This is a genomic window from Pantoea sp. EEL5, assembly GCF_049892805.1.
Lineage (GTDB): Bacteria > Pseudomonadota > Gammaproteobacteria > Enterobacterales > Enterobacteriaceae > Pantoea > Pantoea ananatis.
In genome coordinates this window covers 29,478-51,151 of record NZ_JBNDNJ010000010.1, presented here as the reverse complement: position 1 = coordinate 51,151, position 21,674 = coordinate 29,478, and the positions used below count along the sequence as shown (strand labels likewise).

The 21,674-nt window shown below is 53.9% G+C and carries 19 protein-coding genes; 12 read left to right on the top strand and 7 right to left on the bottom strand.

What is annotated here, in order from left to right:
• Nucleotides 1–65 precede the first annotated feature (65 nt).
• Nucleotides 66–3,167: a multidrug efflux RND transporter permease subunit gene (locus ACPXSQ_RS22325; protein ID WP_426144409.1), complete on the bottom strand. Its 3,102-nt coding sequence runs from the start codon at nucleotides 3,165–3,167 to the stop codon at nucleotides 66–68.
• A gap of 147 nt (nucleotides 3,168–3,314) precedes the next feature.
• Nucleotides 3,315–3,602, bottom strand: a complete 288-nt coding sequence (locus ACPXSQ_RS22320; protein ID WP_019106128.1) for a hypothetical protein — start codon at nucleotides 3,600–3,602, stop codon at nucleotides 3,315–3,317.
• A 248-nt stretch (nucleotides 3,603–3,850) separates the two neighbouring features.
• Between ACPXSQ_RS22320 and ACPXSQ_RS22315 the strand changes: the two genes are divergently transcribed.
• The 3 genes from ACPXSQ_RS22315 (at nucleotide 3,851) to ACPXSQ_RS22305 (ending at nucleotide 6,353) form a co-directional block, all read left to right on the top strand.
• Nucleotides 3,851–4,390 (top strand): GNAT family N-acetyltransferase, encoded by a 540-nt coding sequence (locus ACPXSQ_RS22315; RefSeq protein WP_426144408.1) that lies wholly within the window; start codon nucleotides 3,851–3,853, stop codon nucleotides 4,388–4,390.
• A 200-nt stretch (nucleotides 4,391–4,590) separates the two neighbouring features.
• Nucleotides 4,591–5,289, top strand: a complete 699-nt coding sequence (locus ACPXSQ_RS22310; protein WP_014594389.1) for a response regulator — start codon at nucleotides 4,591–4,593, stop codon at nucleotides 5,287–5,289.
• Nucleotides 5,286–6,353 (top strand): ATP-binding protein, encoded by a 1,068-nt coding sequence (locus tag ACPXSQ_RS22305; protein WP_112900690.1) that lies wholly within the window; start codon nucleotides 5,286–5,288, stop codon nucleotides 6,351–6,353. The genes ACPXSQ_RS22310 and ACPXSQ_RS22305 overlap by 4 nt, the downstream gene beginning before the upstream one ends.
• Here the strand turns inward: ACPXSQ_RS22305 and ACPXSQ_RS22300 are convergent.
• Nucleotides 6,350–7,294 carry an ATP-grasp fold amidoligase family protein gene (locus ACPXSQ_RS22300; RefSeq protein WP_013026842.1) on the bottom strand — a complete coding sequence of 315 codons (945 nt, stop codon included), beginning with the start codon at nucleotides 7,292–7,294 and terminating at the stop codon, nucleotides 6,350–6,352. The two genes, ACPXSQ_RS22305 and ACPXSQ_RS22300, sit on opposite strands and share 4 nt — an antisense overlap.
• A 55-nt stretch (nucleotides 7,295–7,349) precedes the next feature.
• Here ACPXSQ_RS22300 and ACPXSQ_RS22295 point away from each other — a divergent pair, with 55 nt between their 5' ends.
• The 4 genes from ACPXSQ_RS22295 (at nucleotide 7,350) to ACPXSQ_RS22280 (ending at nucleotide 10,668) form a co-directional block, all read left to right on the top strand.
• Complete coding sequence (locus ACPXSQ_RS22295) at nucleotides 7,350–7,571, top strand: hypothetical protein (protein WP_426144407.1); 222 nt, start codon at nucleotides 7,350–7,352, stop codon at nucleotides 7,569–7,571.
• A gap of 300 nt (nucleotides 7,572–7,871) precedes the next feature.
• Nucleotides 7,872–8,870, top strand: a complete 999-nt coding sequence (locus ACPXSQ_RS22290) for an ABC transporter substrate-binding protein (RefSeq protein ID WP_013026843.1) — start codon at nucleotides 7,872–7,874, stop codon at nucleotides 8,868–8,870.
• On the top strand, nucleotides 8,870–9,907 hold the full coding sequence (locus tag ACPXSQ_RS22285) for a FecCD family ABC transporter permease (protein WP_013026844.1): 1,038 nt from the start codon (nucleotides 8,870–8,872) through the stop codon (nucleotides 9,905–9,907). The genes ACPXSQ_RS22290 and ACPXSQ_RS22285 overlap by 1 nt, the downstream gene beginning before the upstream one ends.
• Nucleotides 9,907–10,668 carry an ABC transporter ATP-binding protein gene (locus ACPXSQ_RS22280; protein ID WP_013026845.1) on the top strand — a complete coding sequence of 254 codons (762 nt, stop codon included), beginning with the start codon at nucleotides 9,907–9,909 and terminating at the stop codon, nucleotides 10,666–10,668. The genes ACPXSQ_RS22285 and ACPXSQ_RS22280 overlap by 1 nt, the downstream gene beginning before the upstream one ends.
• 406 nt (nucleotides 10,669–11,074) lie before the next feature.
• Here ACPXSQ_RS22280 and ACPXSQ_RS22275 read toward each other — a convergent pair whose 3' ends face one another.
• From ACPXSQ_RS22275 to mgtA, 4 genes are all read right to left on the bottom strand, one after another.
• The gene (locus ACPXSQ_RS22275) at nucleotides 11,075–11,416 is read right to left on the bottom strand and encodes a FaeA/PapI family transcriptional regulator (protein ID WP_227022906.1); all 342 of its coding nucleotides are present in this window, start codon (nucleotides 11,414–11,416) and stop codon (nucleotides 11,075–11,077) included.
• A gap of 205 nt (nucleotides 11,417–11,621) precedes the next feature.
• The gene (locus tag ACPXSQ_RS22270; RefSeq protein ID WP_089517116.1) at nucleotides 11,622–12,095 is read right to left on the bottom strand and encodes a hypothetical protein; all 474 of its coding nucleotides are present in this window, start codon (nucleotides 12,093–12,095) and stop codon (nucleotides 11,622–11,624) included.
• Entirely contained in the window at nucleotides 12,082–12,867 is a 786-nt protein-coding gene (locus tag ACPXSQ_RS22265) for a winged helix-turn-helix domain-containing protein (protein ID WP_015699664.1), read from the bottom strand. Before ACPXSQ_RS22265 ends, ACPXSQ_RS22270 begins: the two co-directional genes overlap by 14 nt.
• Nucleotides 12,868–13,339: 472 nt before the next feature.
• Nucleotides 13,340–16,042 carry a magnesium-translocating P-type ATPase gene (gene mgtA, locus ACPXSQ_RS22260; RefSeq protein WP_426144406.1) on the bottom strand — a complete coding sequence of 901 codons (2,703 nt, stop codon included), beginning with the start codon at nucleotides 16,040–16,042 and terminating at the stop codon, nucleotides 13,340–13,342.
• A gap of 648 nt (nucleotides 16,043–16,690) precedes the next feature.
• On the opposite strand from mgtA, the gene ACPXSQ_RS22255 reads away from it, so the two are divergent.
• Genes ACPXSQ_RS22255 through ACPXSQ_RS22235 form a run of 5 tightly spaced genes read left to right on the top strand, consistent with a single transcriptional unit; the run spans nucleotide 16,691 to nucleotide 21,667 of the window.
• Nucleotides 16,691–18,265: an ABC transporter substrate-binding protein gene (locus ACPXSQ_RS22255; RefSeq protein WP_426144405.1), complete on the top strand. Its 1,575-nt coding sequence runs from the start codon at nucleotides 16,691–16,693 to the stop codon at nucleotides 18,263–18,265.
• Nucleotides 18,265–19,317, top strand: a complete 1,053-nt coding sequence (locus ACPXSQ_RS22250) for an ABC transporter permease (RefSeq protein ID WP_013026851.1) — start codon at nucleotides 18,265–18,267, stop codon at nucleotides 19,315–19,317. The genes ACPXSQ_RS22255 and ACPXSQ_RS22250 overlap by 1 nt, the downstream gene beginning before the upstream one ends.
• Complete coding sequence (locus ACPXSQ_RS22245; RefSeq protein ID WP_013026852.1) at nucleotides 19,314–20,171, top strand: ABC transporter permease; 858 nt, start codon at nucleotides 19,314–19,316, stop codon at nucleotides 20,169–20,171. Before ACPXSQ_RS22250 ends, ACPXSQ_RS22245 begins: the two co-directional genes overlap by 4 nt.
• Nucleotides 20,161–20,991 (top strand): ABC transporter ATP-binding protein, encoded by an 831-nt coding sequence (locus ACPXSQ_RS22240; RefSeq protein ID WP_022623562.1) that lies wholly within the window; start codon nucleotides 20,161–20,163, stop codon nucleotides 20,989–20,991. The genes ACPXSQ_RS22245 and ACPXSQ_RS22240 overlap by 11 nt, the downstream gene beginning before the upstream one ends.
• On the top strand, nucleotides 20,984–21,667 hold the full coding sequence (locus tag ACPXSQ_RS22235) for an ABC transporter ATP-binding protein (RefSeq protein ID WP_426144404.1): 684 nt from the start codon (nucleotides 20,984–20,986) through the stop codon (nucleotides 21,665–21,667). The genes ACPXSQ_RS22240 and ACPXSQ_RS22235 overlap by 8 nt, the downstream gene beginning before the upstream one ends.
• Nucleotides 21,668–21,674: the final 7 nt, after the last annotated feature.

Genomic DNA, 21,674 nt, shown 5'->3' with positions numbered 1-21,674 from the left:
CGCTATCTGACCCGACAAGCGGACGAATGGCTATGTTGCCCTCGCCCGGCCTGATTCAGAGGCGCTTAGCGCTGCTTCGGTTTTAGTTTTTCGACCGCCTTCATCACTGAAAAATAGAACAGGGGTACAAAGAATATGGCCAGCAGCGTGCCGCTGATCATGCCACCAAATACGCCACTGCCGATCGCCTGCTGCGTTCTGGCACTTGCTCCGCTAGCCAGCATCAAAGGTACCACGCCCAGGGTAAAGGCCAGCGACGTCATCAGGATCGGGCGTAAACGCATCCGCGAGGCTTCCAGCGTTGCCTCAACCAGCCCTTTGCCGCCTTCGTGCATCTGTTTAGCAAATTCGACAATCAGAATGGCATTTTTTGCCGACAGTCCAATAATCGTAATCATGCCAACTTTGAAGAATACGTCGTTCTGCATATCCATCAGGCTGACGGCAATGACCGCGCCCAGCAGGCCAAGCGGCACGACCAGCATAACGGAGACCGGCACTGACCAGCTTTCATAAAGCGCCGCCAGCACCAGGAACACCACCAGCATGGACAGCACCATCAGCATAGGCGCTTCAGAGGCCGATTGCTGCTCCTGTAACGAGCCACCGGTCCACTCTATTGCAAAGCCTTCTGGCAGCTGTTTCGCCAGCCGGCTCATCTCGTTCAGCGCATCGCCACTTGAATAGCCGTGTGCGGGATTGCCGGTTATCTTGATTGACTGATAACCCTGATAACGAACCAGCTGCAACGGGGAGGTTTCCCACTCCGCATGAACAAATTCAGCGAGCGGTGCCATTCCGCCGGACGCATTGCGCACGTATAACCTGAGAATATCCTCGGGTTGCATACGATATTTCGCATCGGCCTGAATGATGACCTGCTGCATACGATCGCTGTTGGGAAAATCATTGACGTAAAGCGAACCTATCGCGCCGGAAAGCGTCTGGCTGATCTCATCAAAAGCCACGCCCATCGCAAAGGCTTTTTGTCGATCGATATTAAGCCGGATCATCTGCCCATCGGGTAAGCCGTCAACGTACACATCCCGGACGACAGAACTTTTCGCCGCAAGCGCCAGCAACTGCTCTTCCGCCTTTTTCAGCGCCGCATAGCCTTTACCGCCGCGATCCTGCAGGCGCAACGTAAAGCCCGATGAGTTCCCCAGCTCGTCAATAGCCGGGGGGATCAGATTAAAGGTTTCCGCTTCAGGATTCGCTGACATCACTTTCTGCGCGCGCGCGGCTTCAGAAAAGGCGGTGGCCCCCTGACGATCTTCCCATCCTTTTAAGGTGGTGAAAGCCATGGCGGAGTTAGGCCCGGAACCCGCAAAGCTGAACCCCATTATCGCGATAGTTGACTGCATCGCCGGGCTTGAAAGCACCTGCTGTTCAAAAGCTTTTACCACGTTCAGCGTGCGTTCGCTGGTCGCGTCCGAGGGGAGCTGAATGGAGGTCATAAAGTAGCCCTGATCCTCCTCCGGCAGAAACGAAGACGGCAGGTTTTTTATCGCCAGGAAGAACAGCAGGCACAGCGCCGCATAAACCGCTAACGCACCGCCTACCCGTTTTAATAAACAGCTTACGCCCTGGCCGTAAAGGTAAGTCATTGCTGCAAACTTATGGTTGAACCAGCCAAAGAAGCCCTTTTTCTGATGAGCATGCCGATCAACAGGTTTTAACAGCGTGGCACACAGCGCCGGCGTCAGGCTGAGCGCCAGGAAGGCGGAGATCAGGATAGAAACCGCCATTGAGAGCGTAAACTGCCGGTATATCGCCCCAACGGAACCACTGGCCATCGCCATCGGGATAAAGACCGCGCTCAGCACCAGCGTAATCCCGATGACCGCACCGGTAATCTCCTTCATCGCCTTTTGCGTTGCCGCTTTCGGGCCCAGCCCCTCTTCCGTCATGATTCGTTCGACGTTTTCCACCACCACTATCGCATCGTCAACGATGATTCCAATCGCCAGCACCATACCGAACATGGTTAATACGTTGACCGAGAATCCCGCCAGCAGCATCACGGTAAAGGTGCCCAGCAGCGCAATCGGCGCAACAATCGCCGGGATAAAGGTATAGCGAACATTCTGTAAGAACAGATACATCACAAGGAAGACCAGTATCATGGCTTCGATAAAGGTATGAATGACCTTCTCAATCGAGATCTTCACGAAGGGCGTCGTATCAAACGGAATGCTGTAAGCCATTCCCTCTGGCATAGCCTGACGCAGCTCGTTCAGACGGAGTTTGATCCGCTCTGCGGTTTTAACCGCATTGGCGCCTGGCGAAAGCTGAATCGCTGCCGCGGTAGAGACGCGTCCGTTTTCACGGGTGGCAAAACTGTAGGTTTGCGATCCGAGCTCAACCCGCGCCACGTCGCTCAGCACCACGCGAGATCCATCCGGATTGGCGCGCAGGGTAATACTAGCGAATTCCTGGGGTGAACCAAGCTGGCCTTTGACCAGTAGCGGATAGCTGACCTGCTGGCCAGCAACCGCCGGTGCGTCACCGGTCCGTCCGGGCGCGATCTGGGTATTTTCCGTGTTGATTGCCCGACTGATATCGCTGACGGTCAGGCGATACTGGCTAAGCTTGACCGGATCGACCCAGACCCGCATCGCTTTCTCTGCGCCAAACAGCTGCACGCGGCCCACGCCTTCAATACGACGAAGCTCTTCCGTGATATTGCGTGAAAAGTAGTCGCTCAGATCGGCTTCAGTGAGTTTGCCATCTTTAGACGTAAGCCCGACGATCATCAAAAAGTTAGCGCCCGAGGCCTCAACGCTCAGGCCATTCTGCCGCACGGCCTGGGGCAGGCGCGGCTCAATCACTTTGATACGGTTTTGCACATCAACCTGAGCCAGCTCAGGATCGGTGCCGGGCGCAAAAGTCACCGTAATGGATGCCATACCGCTGGTATCGCTGGACGATTCGTAATACAGCACGTGCTTTGCCGATGAAAGCTCACGCTCAATCAGCGCCACCACGCTGTTGTTCATGGTTTCCGGCGTTGATCCCGGATATGAGGCGGTGATGCTGATCGTCGGCGGTGCCACCGAGGGATAAAGCGCTACGGGTAATTTTGGAATGGAGAGCAGGCCAAACAAAATAATAAAAACGGCAATAACCCAGGCAAATACCGGTCGATTAATAAAAAACTGAGGCATGATTTACCCTGACTGAATATAAAAAAGATGAGGGCAGAAAACCGTCACCTGTTACGCTGTAAGCCACACACGTGTGCGTGCTTTTTAGAGTGAGACGCCAGTCTGTCAATTCATCGTGGTGGTAACTGGCTTGTTTGCTGTGTGCATTTACGCCTCCTTTAGTCGGCGCAGCGCGGCCTTATACAGGAGCCGGGTCACGCGCCCGCCCCGGCAGGCCAGCGCATTGGTGGTGACCGCCTCCCAGAACGGCGTCTGGGCGGTTCGCTCATGGCGATTAATCTTTTTCACAGGCCGATACATCGTCGCGATCACGCTTCTCCCCTTAACGCTTAACGCTTGCTGTAGCGGTGTGACGCCGGAAGGATGCAAACCGGTGGTGAACAGCAGCAAAAATAAAAAGCAAAAACCGGACCTCACTAAATTACGCGGCGTCATCACGAATACTCTCAAATAATGCGCATTATTCCGGAGTGTACCCGCCTGACAATGACCTATTATGTAAAGTTTATGGAGAGAGTATGGATAGGTAAAAATAAAAAAACATCGCACACAGCGCAATATATTCGATAGACAATTTAAAAGCGCAGGACATAATATATGCTGAACTTTGACAGGGACAGAGATTATCAGGACACAAAATTACAAGGTATTCTCCTTTATTTTATCCCGGGAAAGGGTTTGAGATGAAAATAGCTGAAAGTGAAAGCGTCTTCATCAGGCGTTTTTTGCAACAGGATGCTCAGGGCCTGTTAAATTATTTATCCGCGCCTTATCCGGCCTGCTTTTTCGATGAGAAACTGGCCGATCTTGAGGCCGCCGTCAAGGAGGCGCGGAAAAGGAGCATTGACGCCACGCAGTTTGCCCTGTGTCTGCAACAGACAGGCGACTTAATCGGTCATCTTTTTGCCTGTGATGACGAAGAACCGGATGCCCGTACCCGGAACGTGGGATGGTATCTGAATCCTGCCTATCAAGGCCATGGCTATGCTCAGGAAGCCGCAATCTGCCTGTTTAATTATTTATTTCGGATAAAAAATGTCAGGCGGATTTATGCCTATGTCGCCGATGACAACGCGGGTTCGCAGCGATTATGTCAGCGTTTGGGGATGCGGCTGGAAGGATGCTTTAAAGAGCATGTGTCATTCACGGATCACAATGGCATCGCCATTTATGAAAATACGCAGGTTTACGCCATCCTGCAAAGAGAGTGGTGCATCAGCTAACAGGCGTTCCATGCTTTCTGTCGCCGCGTGATGTTGCTTTTCTTTTGGCTAAGGTCTGATTGTGGGTTTCATGCTGTGCGCAGTGCTTTTGCTGGTCTGCCTGTCATGACAGGCGTAATGTTCCTGATGAAAGGACGCGCTTCTCTTCCGGCTGTGCTGCCCCATCATCCGCAACAGGTGTTTTTAATTTTGAGGGCGTTATGAGCAACGACAATCTAATCCTTGTGGCAGAGGATGACTTTGAAATCTCTGATATATTAATGAGTTATATCAAACGCGCCGGAATGAAAGCGGTACATGCGGCAGAGGGGGAAAGCGCTCTGGCCTTAATTAAAACCTTACAGCCTGACCTGGTGCTGCTGGATATCCAGTTGCCGCTAATCGATGGCTGGAATGTGCTTTCAACGTTGCGTAAAGAAAGCAACACGCCGGTGATCATGGTGACCGCGCTGGATCAGGATATTGATAAGCTGATGGGGCTTCGCCTGGGTGCCGATGACTATATCGTTAAACCCTTCAATCCTTCGGAAGTGGTCGCCCGTATTGAGGCCGTGCTGCGCAGAGCAAAAAATCAGGCTGTCCCTCAATCCCTGATCAGAACCCGCTTTATGACCATCTACACCGATGAGTTCTGTGTGGAGATCCACAGCGGTGGGCAGACGTTTACGCCGGTACTGACCACCACAGAATTCAAGCTTCTGACGCACATGGCAAAATATCCCCGTAAGGTCTTCAGCCGTGAAGAGCTGCTCAATGCCTGCCTGCCCGAAAGCGACACGCTCGACAGAACCGTAGACAGCCACATGAGTAAGTTGCGTAAAAAATTTGAAGGCTGTGGCTTAAACGGCGTACCGGAAAGCATTCGTGGGATAGGCTATCGGCTGGGTGAACAGAAGTGAATAAAGATAAAGCGCTCAGTCGGCAAATTCTTCTGTTTATGCTGTCCCTGACGTTCACCATCATTATTGTGGCCGTGGTCGGTTCCTATCTGTTTTACAGCTTCATTATTGAAAACTTCCCCGGCGGTTTGTCCGCCAGCAACAGTGAAAGCATGACGGTCTTTGACTGGGTCTGGATCGCTATCAGCTCGATAATCAGCTTCCTGATTGCCTTACTGTTTGCTTTCAAACTCTCCGCCAAGATACTGAATCCCCTGAGTTCCGTTGCCACCAGTTTGCGCCGGATTTCTCAGGGCGATTTGAGCGCCCGCGCCGCAAACAGTCAGAGCAGCCTGGGGGAGGTGAATACGTTAGTCAGGGACTTTAACGAAATGGCGGAAAAGCTGCAGACGCTGGACAACCAAAGAAAGTCCTGGAATGCGGCGATCGCCCATGAACTCAGAACGCCGGTCACGATTTTACGCGGCAGGCTGCAGGGGCTGGTTGAAGAGGTGTTTGAACCCAATCCGCCGCTGTTCAAAAGCCTGCTGCGGCAGACAGAAGGATTATCACGGCTTATCGACGATTTGCGCGTCGTGGGAGCGGCAGAAGGCGGATCCTTTACGCTGGATGTGAAAGCCGTGGCAATGCGCGATGTGCTGGAAAACGTTGGCGCATCGTTTGGTCACCCGTTTCAGGAGCAGGGATTTAACCTCATCATTGAGCAAAATAATGCCGTTACGCGGTGTGATCCGCTGCGCATTATCCAGTGCCTGACCATTTTATTTGATAACGCGCTTAATTACGCCACGCCGGGCATCGTCAGGGTCCGAAGCGGACATCGGGACAACCTGTTTTTTATTGAGGTGGAAGATACGGGGCCGGGCGTGCCTGACGATTTCCAGCGTCATATGTTTGAGCCGTTTCAACGCGGCGCCGCAGGTCGTGCGATAAACCCGGCGGGATGCGGGCTGGGTTTATCCGTTGCGAAGGCGATTATGCAGGCTCATGGGGGCGATATTCGTTACCGCACATCATCCCAGGGCGGCTCCCTTTTTTTACTACGCTGGCCTGACGCTGACTAGCGCAAATCCACCTCTGGGCTTGAAGGCAGGCGGAAGGTTTTATGGTACGCCTGCTGTTGCCACATCGCGCCAAGTATCGCGTCCCATTCCTGGGGAATGATTTTCAGCTTACCGCGCTGTGGCGTAAGCGTGATCTCGCTGAAGTACAGGCTGTCGTCCTTCAGCATTAAATCGACCCGGCAATAGTCGATATCTTTTGCCAGCGCCTGCGCAGCAGAGAGGGCGCGATAAAACAGCGCCGGTTCCGGTATAAAAGCAGGATGATGGGGATAGGCTATCTGGAAGGGCTGCAGTTCCCATTTTCTGTTGTACACATTCACGTACTCCCTGCCCTGTTCATCAGTAAAGTCGGCTTCGATAATGCTCGCATTGCCGTCGAAGCAGTGAATTCGCAACATTTCGGGCGTAGTGCTTCTGTCCCTTCCCTCAAACAGTTCAATATATTCTTCACACAGAATGGTGGGCGTAATGTCTTTGTATTGCCACTCTCGCGTGCAGTAATACATGTTCTTTTTCAGGGCTAAATCCAGCGTTAATAAAGCAGACTGACTATCGAACGCCGTTTTGTCTTTGCAGATTATCGTGCTGCCACTGTCGTGATTGCACTTTAAAACGAAGGTATCGGGCAACGCGGCAAAATCAATCTCTTTGGTGCTTTTATAGGTCTTAATTAAGGGCGCGACCGTGACTTCATCCGTGCGGCTGGCAACGTAGTGACGGACAGCGAGCTTGTCTGCCAGCAGCGTATAAAGCGGCTTCCTGTCATAGAGCAGCCTGTAGCACATTTTTTCATTCAACGTGACAGGATGAATCAGATCCGGCTCTCTGTTTAACAACGGGCGCAGTCGTTGCGTATGGAAAAGTACGTCGCTAATTAAAAAACACCTGATGATTTTGAGCTTATATTCAACATATTTAGCGATATAGTTCAGCGTCTTCATCTTATCCTCCCCGAAAGTGGCAGGATGATAAGCAGAATAGATTGCTGGAGTTTGTGTGAATGATGGAGCAGAGATGGAGCCGCCAGCCCTAGCCGAAAACGTCGCTGGCGCTGCCGACGCTCCACGCCGGGGCAACGCAGACGCATTACCGCGTAACGCGCCCGCAACCCAGTCAGTCAGTCAGTCAGTCAGTCAGTCAGTCAGTCAGTCAGTCAGTCAGTCAGTCAGTCAGTCAGTCAGTCAGTCAGTCAGTCAGTCAGTCAGTCAGGAACGCTAAACCGCGCATTGCCGTACTTCACCCTCTTCTCATGGTTAATATTATTTCATCTATCATTACATTAACTATTACGCCTCTAATTGTAATGAAGGGTTTACTCATCTGTTTTAGCTCAGTGTTATTTATTTTAATAATGACCAGGCTGGCACGTTGATTTCTTTCACTCAAGTAATTTTTATACATTTCAGCTAAAAGCCAACTCATATAATAATGATTTCTATTTACATTTTAGGTCTGATAAAATCCGCCGCGCCAGAATGTTAAAAGCACGCAGTCTCATTTATTAATGGACAGATACTAATGAAAAAAATGCTTAGCCTGTTAAGTTTTATTTTCCTGACAACGAGTTCCGCCTGGGCAACCACCTATCCTCTGACGATTGAAAACTGTGGTCAGAAAGAAACATTCACCAAGGCACCTGAACGCGTGGTGGCGCTTGGGCAGAATACCGCTGAAATTCTGCTGCTACTGGGACTGCAGGACAAAATGGTGGCCAGCGCATTCTGGCCGACCAAAGTCTTACCGCAGTTAGCGGAACAAAATGCCAAAGTGCCGGTACTGACCGTCGAGATCCCAACGCTGGAATCCATTCTGGCGAAGAACCCCGATTTTGTTGCGGCACAGATCCAGCTGCTGATGGGGCCGAACAGCAAGGTCGCCAAACGCGAAGACTTTGAGTCAGTGGGCATCAACACCTATCTGTCTCCGGGCATGTGTGCCACAAAACAGAACACCGGCGATATCTACGGTAGCCGTGCCACGCTGTGGAATATGTCCTACGTTTATCAAGAGATCGCCGATTTTGCCAAAATCTTTAACGTAGAAGATCGCGGCCAGCAGGTGATCAACGACTTTAAAGCACGCGAAAGCGCCCTGAGAAAAGCCTTCCCGAAAGGTAAGAAAGATCTCTCCTTCCTGTTTTGGTTCTCCAGCTCCTCGCCCTCTGCCGACGCTTACGTCGGCGGTAAGAACGGCGCATCCGGTTTTATTGCCAATGTGTTAGGCGGCCATAATGCGATCACCACTGAAACTGAATGGCCCACCGTGAGCTGGGAAAGCATTATTGCCACCAATCCGGATGTGATCGTTGTAACCAGCCTTGACCGTAATCGCTGGAAACTGGATAACGCCGAAGAAAAGATTAAGTTCCTGAAAAGCGATCCGGCGGTCAGCCAGCTGGATGCGGTGAAGAAAGGCCATATCGTGGTGATGGACGGTCAGGCAATGAACCCGACGATTCGTACCCTTTACGGGGCAGAACAGGTTGGCGAACAGTTACGTAAGATGGGCCTGAATTAATGCGTGAAGGGGTTGTTCAGGCACGACGTGGCATGGGTTTTATTGCTGTCGCAATCATCGCCATCGTCGTGCTGTTTATGGTTATCGCGCTCGGCGTCAGCGTAGGCGAATTATCGATACCGTTGAAATCCGTGGTGTACACCGTGACCAATAAACTGGGTATGACGGATGTGCCCGTGAACCGTATTCACGAAAGCGTTATCTGGGACTTTCGTTTAAGCCGTGCGCTGGTTGCGGCGCTGAGCGGTGCCGGTCTGGCCATTTGCGGTGCTGTACTGCAAAGCCTGTTGAAAAATGCCCTTGCCGAACCTTACGTACTGGGCGTTTCTGCCGGCGCATCGACGGGTGCGGTATTGATCGTGGTCTCGGGCGTCGGGGCCGGTGCGATTTCCCTGTCGCTGGGCGCCTTTACCGGCGCCTTTGCCGCCTTTGCCTTTGTTGCACTACTCACCAATGGCGCACGCGGTGGCACAGAGCGTACCATTCTGGCGGGCGTGGCAGCGTCGCAGCTTTTCAATGCGATTACCGCCTATACCATCAGTACTTCAGCCAATGCCCAACAGGCGCGTGACGTGATGTTCTGGTTGTTGGGTAGCTTTAGCGGCGTGCGCTGGCCTGAGTTTCAGCTGGTTTTGGTGATAGTGGTCATCGGTTTAGCGGTCTGCCTGTACTATTCCCGCGCGCTGGACGCATTTACCTTTGGTGACGACGCCGCCGCCTCGCTGGGGATTCCGGTCGGCGTGGTGCGTCTGGTGCTGTTCACGGCAACCGCCCTGATGACCGCCACGATTGTCAGTATGGCTGGCTCGATCGGTTTTGTCGGCCTGGTCGTTCCCCACGTGATGCGCTTCTTTTTCGGCCCGCTACACAGCCGCTTACTGATTGCCTGTGCCATCGCCGGCGCGATTCTGATGGTCCTGGCGGATATTGCTTCACGTATGTTGATTGCGCCGCAGAGCCTGCCGGTTGGCGTCGTGACCGCGCTGGTTGGCGTGCCTTTCTTTGCAATTATTATTTATCGCTCCAGGACGCAATAATGAGCATCAGCGCGGAAAATCTTACCTGGCGGGTAGGAAAAAAAGTCATCGTTAACGATGTATCCCTGGCGGTCTCGTCGGGCGAAACCGTGGGCTTACTGGGGCCGAACGGCTCCGGTAAATCGTCGCTGCTGCGCCTGCTGGCCGGTCTGCGTAAGCAACACACGGGCAAAGTGATGCTGGATGGCAAGGATCTGTCCCTGATTGCCAGAAAGCAGCTTGCCCGCCGTGTGGCTTTTGTTGAGCAACATGCGTTAACCAGCGCCAATATGACCGTACGTGACGTTGTAAAGCTTGGAAGGATTCCGCATCACTCCCCTTTTTCCAGCTGGACACATCACGATGATGAGATAGTGGAAGCCGCGCTGACGCGGGTGGATATGTGCTCACGCTGCGATCAGGGCTGGCAGAGCCTGTCCGGCGGTGAACGCCAGCGCGTACACATCGCCAGAGCATTAGCCCAGGCGCCCAATGAAATTCTGCTTGATGAGCCCACTAACCACCTGGATATTCACCATCAGCTCCAGTTGATGAAGCTCATTAGCGAGCTTCCGGTCACCAGCATTGTCGCCATTCACGATCTGAATCATGCGGCGCTGTTTTGTGACCGGCTGATTGTGATGCTGGAGGGCGAACTGATTGCGCAGGGAACGCCTGATGAGATACTCACAGAGTCGCTTCTGTGGGACGTGTTCAAGGTCAGGACGAAAATCGAGACGTCGCCCGTCCATGGCAAGAAGCATATTCATTACTATGCCTGATTCAGTGCTGCGTTAAATGTTTAACGCGATGTCATCGTTTCCGCTGCGCCCGGCCAGCCGTTTGTGATCGCCTGTTCTGCCTGCCGGTTTGTGTTTACTCTCAGCTTTTATTCGGTCGTGCCCCTTCAGGCCTCTTTCTGTGCAAGGACGGGCTGCTTGTCGGGCTGCCAGACTGGTAGCGTGCTACGGCGCGCTTGAGACGAGGGCGTTTTTGCCGTGCTGGCCGAAATCTCATCATGGGCAGCCAGCTTGCTGCTGCGCTGCTCCCCTTTCCCCAGGCCATACTAAGCTGGCGCTTTTTCCTTTCATGCACGCCGTTGCCATGCTGATAATGTGTTGTCCCTTAAAAAAAGCGTAGCGTTCAGGGCTGGGCCTGTTATCACGACAGAAATAAGATAATTAAAATTCAGAGGATGAACCACTTGCAGGATTTACGCCCGGGTTCTTTTTTTAATAAACCACTGTTTTCCAGTTTCAATAACCAGTTTCGCGCAGCATAAATAGACATATCGCATTCATCCGCGACATCACGAGTCATGATGCCTTCCGCCTGGCGCTTTATCAGGCACATCATCACATCTTTCATTTTTGGTTTTTTTTCCGTTTCCTGAAGCTGATTCCATTTCGCCTCACACTGAATTTTATAAGCTAAATTTTTCATCGCTGGCTCCCCGTAAGGTAAAAATCCGACTTCATTTTCGAAATCAAACGCTTGTATAAGCGCGTATCGGCGACGGCTCTCTGCCACAACCGACCGCAATCTTAACCGACGATGCAATTTAACAATTACCGCCCTCAGGCAACCACAAACACTTATCCACACTTATTTTTAGATTTAATATTCTGAATTTATAAACAAATACAAAATAATAAACCAGACGAAGACAGCGGTGAGGCAAGAAGAATGAGGACAGGCGAGCGGCAGGCAAGCTCGTGCCCGTCCGGTCAATCCGTTAGCGGGTGTGACAGACAATCAGTGGCAATACACGGCTACCGATAAGTACGGCATCGTTCATACCGGTTATTTTGCTGATATAAAGATAGGAGAAGTTGGTATTCAATACGCTGTCAGGAACATTATCCCGCAGACCCGGATGAAGGGTGAAATGATTGAGTTTATACAGAGACTGAATATAAGGTGAATAGTGGAATTCGGCATTACGCCTTAATACGTAATCCTTGCCATTTTTATGTACGATGCCATCAACGGAGACCATTGCGTCGCCAGAATAACGCAGCGTCAGCACAAAACTGGCGTCCAGATGAAAGTCAGTGGCGGCATCGCGCTGCTGTAAATTAGCCGCGCAGGTAAATTCAAACATGTCACTGTGCGATCGCACGTAATAAAAGCTGGCATAAATGACCACGCCCGCCAGGGCAATGATGAGGCACAGCAATAAGGCGAGGCGTCGTTTAGGGTTTATCATTATCTGGCCTCCATCCCAGCTCGGTATAATTTGAGCACGCTATTTTTTCGTCTTTCGTTCTCACGCAGTAGGAGACATAGACGTTGCCGCTGTGTCCTGCCGTGACATTTCTGTCCACATAAAACATATACCGACCGCCCTTCTGACACGCCATTCCGCTGTCTGCAATCAGCTTGTGCCACACGCGTTCAGCAGGAAAGGTCGATTCACCGGGGTGAACGGGAAGATAAAAGACGTCACAGCCGTCCAGCCGGGCGACGCTGACGGGCGTGATGCTTTTCTCTTTCAGAAGCAGCGGAAGAAGAAGCACGCCGAGTAACAGTAAGATAAAACCGCCAGACAGCCAGTAGGCGCGCGGGCTGCGTCGCGTAACGGATGTGGAAGTGGAAGTGGACGCCGGTTCGCCCCCGGGATTTGGGGGCTGGAGGGCCGATTTTTGGATGCGAATGGCGGGATTGAAAACGAAGCCCACCTTGTACACCGTGGTAATCGCCTCCTGCTCTATGCCCAGTGAAGACAGCCCGCGTCGAATGGCGGAAACGTAGGCATTGAGGCTGTTGGAAGAAGGCGTTGCGCCCGTCTCTTGCCAGAAGTTATCCAGGATCTGCTCGCGGGCCAGCACGACGCCGGCGCTTTTCAGGAACATTTCCAGTAAATGGTTGCAGGCAGGCGATAGCGGCACGCTGGTCTCGCTGGAATCCACCAGGCATAGCAGGCCCTGAGCCGGTATAAACCGCACCAAATCGTCAATCACATACTCCGTTTGTTGCATCCTGTTCTCCGGCAACAAACTGCGTGTTTAGTCAATAAGCAACACATGCGTGGCAATAAACCCTTATCGGCATGGGACAAAAGCGCAATGGCTCGCGAAGGCACACAAACGGTGAATGCGGAATTCGCTACGGCAGGACCAGGCCCTCGTCGAGGCGATCGCAGGTTCAGGTGGTTAACAACCTGCACCCGCGGCAGTGAACGCGGCCTGCCCCATACCGGCTCACCTCAAGATCCCCCGACGCTGGCGCGGTGAATAATGTGCAAATTGTATCAGAGAAATCTGGCGGGAGAGAGGGAATGACCAGTAGCTTGCTTACATTTATGGCATCACTTTCGACGGATTGATCCAAAACAAAGTGTGCGATCGGCAGCAATGCGGGGAGAGTACGGCGGGCGGTGGATGCCTTGCCAACGCGGTTTCGGCATCCACCTGTCGTTTATGACGTTATCGGTTTATTCCTGCAGGCAGATTAATACCAGCGGCCGAAACGTTTGATATAAAACATTTTCATTCCCTGCGCGACCAGGCAGTAGCTGAATAGCGTCAGCACCAGCCAGGGGAAATAGTGCCATGGCAGGGGCACTAACCCGACCATTGCGCCAAGCGACGAGAACGGCAGCAGAATACCGGCGGCGGAAATACCCAGCGTGGTCAGCAGCACTGGTAACCGGGCACAGCTCTGAACAAAGGGGATTTTCTGCGTCCGTAACATGTGCACCACCAGCGTCTGGGACAGTAAACCTTCAACAAACCAGCCGGACTGGAACAGCGACTGCGCACCGGCGTGATTGGCACCAAACACATACCACATCAGCGCAAAGGTTGTGACATCGAAAATGGAAGACGTTGGCCCCATCCACAGCATAAAACGTTTGATGTTACCCGCATCCCATTTACGCGGTTTGCGCAGAAACTCGCGATCCATTTTATCCCAGGGCAACGCCAACTGAGAGACGTCATACATCAGGTTCTGAATCAGCAGCTGTACAGAGAGCATGGGCAGAAAAGGAATAAACGCACTCGCTATCAGCACGGAAAACACGTTGCCGAAATTCGAACTGGCCGTCATGTTCAGGTACTTGATGATATTGCCAAAGGTCTCACGCCCTTTCAGTATGCCTTCGCCCAGTACCGCTAAGTCTTTTTCCAGCAAAATAATGTCGGACGACTCTTTGGCGATATCCGTCGCGCTGTCGACCGAAATGCCGACATCCGCCTCGCGCAGCGCGGGTGCATCATTAATGCCATCGCCAAGAAAGCCAACGGTATGTCCATTCTGTTGCAGCAGTTTAAGCACGCGTGACTTCTGCTGAGGCGTAAGTTTGGTGAAGATCATGCAGCGCTCGACGTCGCGGCGCAGCTCGTCGTCACTCATGGCCTCGATTTCATTACCGGTCAGCATGGCTTCTGAAGCCAGCCCGATTTCCTGACAGACGCGCATCGTCACAAGGGGATTATCGCCGGTCAGCACTTTTACGCGAATTCCGCTGTCTTTCAGTGCCTGTATCGCCTTGCCCGCGCTCTCTTTAGGCGGATCAAGGAATGTCAGCAGGCCTTCAATCGTTAATTCGCACTCATCTTCACGGCTGAGCGGCACCGATATCCCGTGCTCACGCGTGGCCACCAGCAACACACGAAAACCCTGCTGGTTATAATGCCGTGTCAGCGCGATCAGCTCTGCGCGCTTTTGCTCGCACAGTGGAAGAGTGGTATCGCCCTGACGTAGCGTGGTCGCCGCCGCCAGCATTTCTTCTACAGCGCCTTTGCAGATGAGCAACGGGCGGTGGCTTTGCAAATCCTCCACGATGACCGAGACACGACGACGAACGAAGTCGAAAGGAAGCTCATCCACTTTCTGAAACTGGCTGCACTGCGCTTTAGACAGCGTTTGCTCACCAAACTTCAGCACGGCGCGATCCATCAAATTTTTCGCACCGCTCTGGCTGCTGCTGTTAAGCCATGCCAGCAGCAGGACGCGGGCATCCTCTTCATCGTTAGCGTTGAGATGCGCCGACAGCAAAATATTGTCCTGTGTCAGCGTGCCGGTTTTATCAGTACAGAGCACATCCATTGCTCCCAGGTTCTGGATGGCGTTCAGGCGTTTAACAATCACTTTGCGACGGGACATCGCAATGGCGCCTTTTGCCAGATTGGCGCTGACAATCATGGGCAGCATTTCCGGTGTCAGGCCCACCGCAACGGCCAGCGCGAACAGCATGGCATCCATCCAGTCGCCCTTGGTAAAACCATTCAGCAGTAAGACAATCGGCACCATCACCAACATAAAACGGATGAGGAGTCTGGAAACGCTGTTCACGCCGCGGTCAAACGATGTCTGTGGACGGCGGCCGGACAGAGAGGCCGCCAGCGAACCAAACCAGGTCTCGCTGCCGGTGGCGACCACTAACGCTCTGGCCGTGCCGCTGGCAACATTGGTCCCCATCAGGCAGCTGTTTTTCAGCTCAAGCACGCTGCGACCGGGTTGCTCTTCAATCTCCACGCCTGCGCTGAGATCGTTTTTTTCTACCGGCAGGGATTCCCCGGTCAGGATCGCCTGACTGATGAACAGATCGCGTGAGGTCAGCAGGCGCACATCGGCAGGCACCAGATCGCCCGCGCTCAGTAAAATGACATCCCCCGGCACCAGTTCGCGCATATCGATATCGTAGCGCCGGGAGATTGCACAGCCCTCTTCCCGACGCAGCACGGTCACCTGAGTGCGCACCAGAGATTTCAGCGCCTGAGCGGCACGATTGGTGCGAAACTCCTGCCAGAAACGCAGCAGCCCGCTCAGCGTCACCATGGTAAGAATAATCGTCACGCCCGAGAGATCGGTTTCCTGACCAGCCCGCAACGGCAGCCAGTAATCCGTTATAAAGCTCACCAGTGCCAGAACCATCAGCACATAAATAAACGGATTATTGAATGCCGTAATCAGCTGGATAAACGCAGAGGGCGCCTTCTCATGCATGACTTCATTACGACCATAGTCATTGAGCCGCGCGCTGGCTTCCGCATGGGTCAGCCCCTCAAAGCTGCTGTGCAGATTCGTCAGCGTCACATCGGTGCGATAACGTGCTTCACGTTCAATGGCATAAGGGGTGTTTGATTTTTTTGCTGCACGATGCGCATGGTAAGCCATCGCGGCTTGTTCGAGTTTCATGTCGCTCATGTCGACATCTCCCTGATTTAAAGCAACAGATATCCTGCATGCCAAATAATGCATGCCTGGTTTTCCGGTGATTACCGGTTTATTGAATCAGCCCGTCTCTTAGAAAAAGTTATTTTTCCCACCCTGCGGCCGTAATATCAGGCCGACAGATGTCGGGCCTTGCGAAATAAACGCAAAGCAAAAGAAAGCTGAAAGTGAAAGGGTGCGCAGCCCGCAGCTACGCCTGTCGAGGCGGAGGAAAAAGTGCCAGAATATACATCAACATAGCGCGCTCTCGCGGTGACTACAGCGTTAATTTCAAGGAGAGCAATCGTGATCTAAAGAAGGGATTGCTGCCCGCCGTGTGGCAAGCAGCGAAATGCAGTTAGCTTGCCGGAGTTAAATCGCGTTTAGGGTGACTGTCCAATGTATGACTCCTGCAAATATTTTCACGTAGTATAAACGCCGGGCCCTTCGGGTAAAGGAAAATAACCGTTCAATCGCCATCTCGTTTATTAACCGTTTCTGTTTCGCACAGCCATTTTGTTTGCGTCTTATAACCGGGCTGCATTTGTTATAACTTTTTTGCATATCATTAGCCGATAATGGACTATTCTTTGCATGAGCCCTTTCGTACACTCGCGTTACTTTCTCAGGCAAGGATTTTCCATGAAAAAAATAATTCCATCACTACTGGCCTTGTCACTGGCCACCGCCTTTAGCGTCAATGCTGCCACACCAAAAGATACGTTAGTCGTGGTGCAGTCGACCGATGATGCCGACAGCTTCGATCCGGCGAAGGGATTTGAACTCACCAGCGTACAGGCGTTCACCAATATTTATCAGCGGCTGGTCCAGTCCGACCCGCAGAACCCAATTGATTTAAAACCCACGCTGGCAACGTCCTGGCAGCCAGGCAGTGACAATCGCAGCCTGACATTTGCGTTGCGTAAAGACGCTAAATTCTCCAACGGCAATCCACTGCGTCCGGAAGATGTGATCTTCTCGCTGGGTCGCGTCGTGAAACTGAATCTGGATCCCTCCTTTATTCTTACCCAGCTCGGCTGGAATAAAGATAATGTGGATAGCTTCCTGAAAAAGGTCGATGACGACCATGTGCAAATCAGCTGGACGGCCGACGTCAGCCCGGCCTATGTGCTGAGCCTGCTGTCAGCACCGGTGTCCTCCATCGTCGATGAAAAAACCGTTAGCGCGCACGCCGAAAAAGGCGATTTGGGGAACGGCTGGCTGGCCACGCACTCCGCCGGTAGCGGCCCGTATCAGATTCGCAAGGTCGTGATGCACCAGGCCGTGATCCTGACCGCCAATCCGACCTCTCCAGCCGGGGCGCCAAAGATCAAAAATATTCTGATCAAGAACGTGCCGGAACCCGCGGCCCGCCGTCTGCTGCTTGAGCAAGGTGATGCAGACATCGCCCGTAACCTGGGGGCCGATCAGATCGCCTCGCTGCAGGGCAAAAGCGGTGTGAAAACCGAAGCCATTCCGATGGCCTCGCTGTATTACATTCAGTTCAACATCGGCAACAAAAACAACGCCGCCTTAAAAAATCCGGCCTTCTGGGAAGCCGCGCGCTACCTGTTTGACTACAAGGGCATTGCCGGACAGCTGCTGAAAGGCCAGTTCGATGTGCACCAGACGTTTCTGCCGAAAGGTTTTCTGGGTGCATTAAACGACAACCCCTACAGTTACGATCCTGAAAAAGCCAAAACGATTCTGAAAAAGGCCGGCCTGACTAACGTCAGCTTCACCCTGTCTACCAGCAATCAGCCTCCCTACCTGGATATCGCTCAGGCCCTGCAGGGCAGCTTTGCCAAGGGCGGCGTGAAAGTGGAAGTGTTACCGGGACTGAGCTCTGAAGTCTCGACCCGCGTCAAAGCGCATAATTACGAAGGTACGATCAACGCCTGGGGCGCAGACTACTTTGATCCGAACACCAACGCCGCGTCATTTGCCTATAACCCGGAAGATGGCAGCAAGACGATTGCTTACCGTTCCGACTGGCACATTCCGGAGCTGAACAAACAGGTGCTGGCGGCAACGGCTGAAAGCGATCCGAAAAAACGCGTTGAGCTTTATCAGGCCATGCAGCGTGAAGTGCTGAAAAGCTCGCCTTATGTGATTGGCCTGCAGGCGAAAAACCTTATCGCCCTGCGCGATAACCTCAAGGGCTATGTTCAGGGCATTAACCCGGACATGGTTTACTACTCGCAGGTAACGAAGTAATGGCACAGTCTGCCTCTTCTGCCGGGCCCGCCCGGCATGTCTGGCGGCGCGTTGGCCGCCTTTCATCAGGCTTGCTGTCGCTGGCGATCACCCTGCTGGGTTTGCTGGCGTTCACTTTTATGCTGTCGCATCTGTCCCCTATCGATCCGGTACAGCAAATCGCTGGCGATCATGCCAGCGAAGCGACCTATGCACAGGTGCGTCACGATCTGGGATTAGATCAGCCGGTACTGATGCAGTTCTGGCACTACATTGAACACCTGCTGCGCGGCGATCTCGGCGTATCCCGCCTGACCAACCAGCCGGTGAGCAGCGACCTGCTTCAGACGTTTCCGGCCACTATCGAGCTGGCGACCTGCGCGATGATTTTTGCCGTCATCTTTGGCGTTTCACTGGCACTGATTGCCGCGTGGAAACCCGGCAGCTGGATTGATAACGTCGCCCGCTTTATCTCCCTGCTGGGCTACTCTGTGCCGGTTTTCTGGCTGGGCCTGCTGGGCCTGTTGCTGTTTTATGCGGTTCTACACTGGTCTGCCGGACCTGGGCGGCTGGATGATATCTGGGCCTATACGCTGGAGCCGAAAACCGGCTTCGTGCTGATTGACAGCTGGCTGTCGGGTGACCGGGAAATATTCTGGAATGCGGTGGCGCACTTATGGTTACCGGTGGTGATCCTGGGCCTGCTGGCGATGGCAGGCATCACCCGCCTGCTGCGCGCGGCGCTGCTGGAAGAGAGCAGCAAAGAGTATGTGGTGCTGGCACGAGCCAAAGGCGCGGGACGGGGGCGCATTCTGTTGCGCCATATTTTCCCTAACGTGCTCGGCACCCTGATTACCGTGATTGCGCTCTCTTACGCGACCTTGCTGGAAGGCTCGGTCCTGACGGAAACCGTATTTGCCTGGCCCGGCGTGGGGCGCTACATGACCAATGCGCTTTTCTCTGGCGATGTGCCGGCGATTTTAGGCGCCACCTTACTGATCGGCGGCTGCTTTATCCTGATTAACGCGCTGGCGGATGCCCTCACCTGGTTAACCGACCCGAGAACACGATGACGCAACAACTCACTGAACTTGAAACGGTGCGACCCCGTCGCCGCCGTCGCCGCATCACCTCGTTAACCATTGGATTGACGCTGGTGACGATTGTGATTCTGATGGCAGTGCTGGCCCCGCTTATTGCCCCCTACGATCCGAATCTGCAAACCATCGCCAGCCGTTTGCTGCCCCCTTCGGCTGCACACTGGTTCGGCACCGATGGATTTGGTCGCGATTTACTCTCCCGGGTGATTTATGGCGCGCGCCCTACGCTGCTGCTGGTCTCGCTGATCCTGGTTCTGACCATTCCGGTTGGCCTGTTGGTGGGGATAACCGCGGGTTACGCAGGCGGCTGGACCGAGCGCGTATTAATGCGCATTACGGATATTTTTCTGTCGCTGCCCAACCTGGTGATTGCGCTGGCGCTGGTCGCAATGATGGGACCGGGACTGATGAACGGCGCGTTGGCTCTGGCGCTGACCAGTTGGCCTCCGTTTGCCCGCCAGGCACGAGCCGAAACCCTGGCGCTGCGCCGCAGCGACTATCTGGCGGCGGCCCGAATGCAGGGGATTACCGGTTTTCGCCTGATGTTCGGCCATATTCTGCCGCTGTGCCTGCCCACCGCGGTGGTGCGCGCCGCACTCAGCCTGGGTGGGATTATTCTGGCGGCCGCCGGACTGGGCTTCCTTGGCATGGGCGTGCAACCGCCGACCGCCGAGTGGGGTTCAATGGTGGCAGAAGGCAGTAAGGTCATATTTGACCAGTGGTGGGTCGCTGCTGCACCCGGCGCGGCCATTCTGTTTGCCAGCCTGGCCTTTAACCTGACAGGCGATGGCCTGCGTGACCGACTGGATACCCGACATGCAAAATAACATTCTGGTAGAGTCGCTCAGCATCCGCAGCGACGACGCGACGCTGGTCGATAACATTAGCTTTTCTATCGGGCGTGAGCGCGTGGCGCTGGTCGGCGAATCCGGCTCCGGCAAATCCCTTACTGCACGAACCCTGATGGGACTGCTGTCTCCGTCACTGCATCTGCAGGCTACCCAGCTCCAGGTCGCCGGTGAAAATGCCCTGACCCTGAACGAACGCAGCTGGAGTAAGCTTCGTGGCGATCGCGTGGCCATGGTGATGCAGGATCCCAAGTATGCGCTGAACCCGGCGCGGACGATCGGCTGGCAGGTTGAAGAACCGCTGATTCTGCATCGCCGCCTGAGTCGGGCGGAACGAAAAGAAAAAGTCTGCGATATGCTGGACGCGGTGGGCTTGCCCGATCCGCGAGCCCTGATGCAGTTCTATCCGCATCAGCTTTCGGGCGGTATGGGCCAGCGCGTGATGCTGGCGATCGCCCTGATTACCGATCCGGCTTTTTTGATTGCGGATGAGCCGACCTCCGCGCTGGATCACGCCATGCGCGATCAGGTGCTGTCGCTGATCCGCCAACTGGTTGAGTCACGCAACATGGGCCTGCTGCTGATTAGCCACGACCTGCAACAGGTCTCGGAACACTGCGAGCGGGTTATGGTGATGTACAAAGGCCGGGTGCTGGATACGCTACCGGCCGCCGATCTGCCTCAGGCCACGCATCCCTACACCCGCACGCTGTGGTCATGCCGTCCCAGTAAAGCAACACATGGACAACCGCTGCCGGTTCTGGACCGCGCGGCGCTGGAGGCCAACCACAATGATTAATTTGCATAACCTCAGTGTGTCACACAAACAGGGTTACGATCTCCGCACGGTGGTGCACGACGTGAATCTACAGGTGAACGCCAGTGAGTGCTTTGGCCTGGTCGGCCCGTCCGGCTGTGGTAAATCGTCGCTGCTGTGGGTTATGGCTGGACTGAATCCCCACTGGCAGGGCGAGATGGAGCTGGCCGGGCATCCGGTGCAGCCTGGCAAAACCTTTACCGGCGCGCTGCGCCAGGACGTGCAAATGGTGTTTCAAGACCCTTATGCTTCCCTGCATCCGCGCCACCGTTTACGCCGCACGCTGGCTGAGCCGCTCAGGCTGCTTAAGCAGGATAACATTGACGATCGTATTGATGACAGATTTCGCCATGTCGGGCTGGACCCGTCGTTAGCCGATCGTTATCCTCATCAGTTGTCCGGCGGCCAGCGTCAGCGCGTGGCGATTGTTCGCGCTCTGTTGCTGCAGCCCAAAATACTGCTGCTGGATGAGCCGACATCAGCACTGGATATGTCAATACAGGCTGAAATCCTCAATCTGCTTAACGATCTCAAGCGTCAGGATGGCCTGACCATGGTTCTGGTGAGTCACGATCCTGACGTGATTGACCATATGTGTGACCGTGCCGTACGCATGGCGCAGGGGCGGATCGTTGAGCACATTGCCGCTCCAGCCTAAGTAAGGA

Excerpts from the sequence above, each read along its gene's own strand:
- ACPXSQ_RS22235 (WP_426144404.1), top strand. The coding sequence starts at position 20,984 with ATGATTAATTTGCATAACCTCAGTGTGTCACACAAACAGGGTTACGAT.
- ACPXSQ_RS22320 (WP_019106128.1), bottom strand. The coding sequence starts at position 3,602 with ATGACGCCGCGTAATTTAGTGAGGTCCGGTTTTTGCTTTTTATTTTTG.
- ACPXSQ_RS22250 (WP_013026851.1), top strand. The coding sequence starts at position 18,265 with ATGGCACAGTCTGCCTCTTCTGCCGGGCCCGCCCGGCATGTCTGGCGG.
- ACPXSQ_RS22290 (WP_013026843.1), top strand. The coding sequence starts at position 7,872 with ATGAAAAAAATGCTTAGCCTGTTAAGTTTTATTTTCCTGACAACGAGT.
- ACPXSQ_RS22245 (WP_013026852.1), top strand. The coding sequence starts at position 19,314 with ATGACGCAACAACTCACTGAACTTGAAACGGTGCGACCCCGTCGCCGC.
- mgtA (WP_426144406.1), bottom strand. The coding sequence starts at position 16,042 with ATGAGCGACATGAAACTCGAACAAGCCGCGATGGCTTACCATGCGCAT.
- ACPXSQ_RS22270 (WP_089517116.1), bottom strand. The coding sequence starts at position 12,095 with ATGATAAACCCTAAACGACGCCTCGCCTTATTGCTGTGCCTCATCATT.
- ACPXSQ_RS22315 (WP_426144408.1), top strand. The coding sequence starts at position 3,851 with ATGAAAATAGCTGAAAGTGAAAGCGTCTTCATCAGGCGTTTTTTGCAA.
- ACPXSQ_RS22280 (WP_013026845.1), top strand. The coding sequence starts at position 9,907 with ATGAGCATCAGCGCGGAAAATCTTACCTGGCGGGTAGGAAAAAAAGTC.
- ACPXSQ_RS22310 (WP_014594389.1), top strand. The coding sequence starts at position 4,591 with ATGAGCAACGACAATCTAATCCTTGTGGCAGAGGATGACTTTGAAATC.
- ACPXSQ_RS22255 (WP_426144405.1), top strand. The coding sequence starts at position 16,691 with ATGAAAAAAATAATTCCATCACTACTGGCCTTGTCACTGGCCACCGCC.
- ACPXSQ_RS22240 (WP_022623562.1), top strand. The coding sequence starts at position 20,161 with ATGCAAAATAACATTCTGGTAGAGTCGCTCAGCATCCGCAGCGACGAC.
- ACPXSQ_RS22325 (WP_426144409.1), bottom strand. The coding sequence starts at position 3,167 with ATGCCTCAGTTTTTTATTAATCGACCGGTATTTGCCTGGGTTATTGCC.
- ACPXSQ_RS22265 (WP_015699664.1), bottom strand. The coding sequence starts at position 12,867 with ATGCAACAAACGGAGTATGTGATTGACGATTTGGTGCGGTTTATACCG.
- ACPXSQ_RS22285 (WP_013026844.1), top strand. The coding sequence starts at position 8,870 with ATGCGTGAAGGGGTTGTTCAGGCACGACGTGGCATGGGTTTTATTGCT.
- ACPXSQ_RS22300 (WP_013026842.1), bottom strand. The coding sequence starts at position 7,294 with ATGAAGACGCTGAACTATATCGCTAAATATGTTGAATATAAGCTCAAA.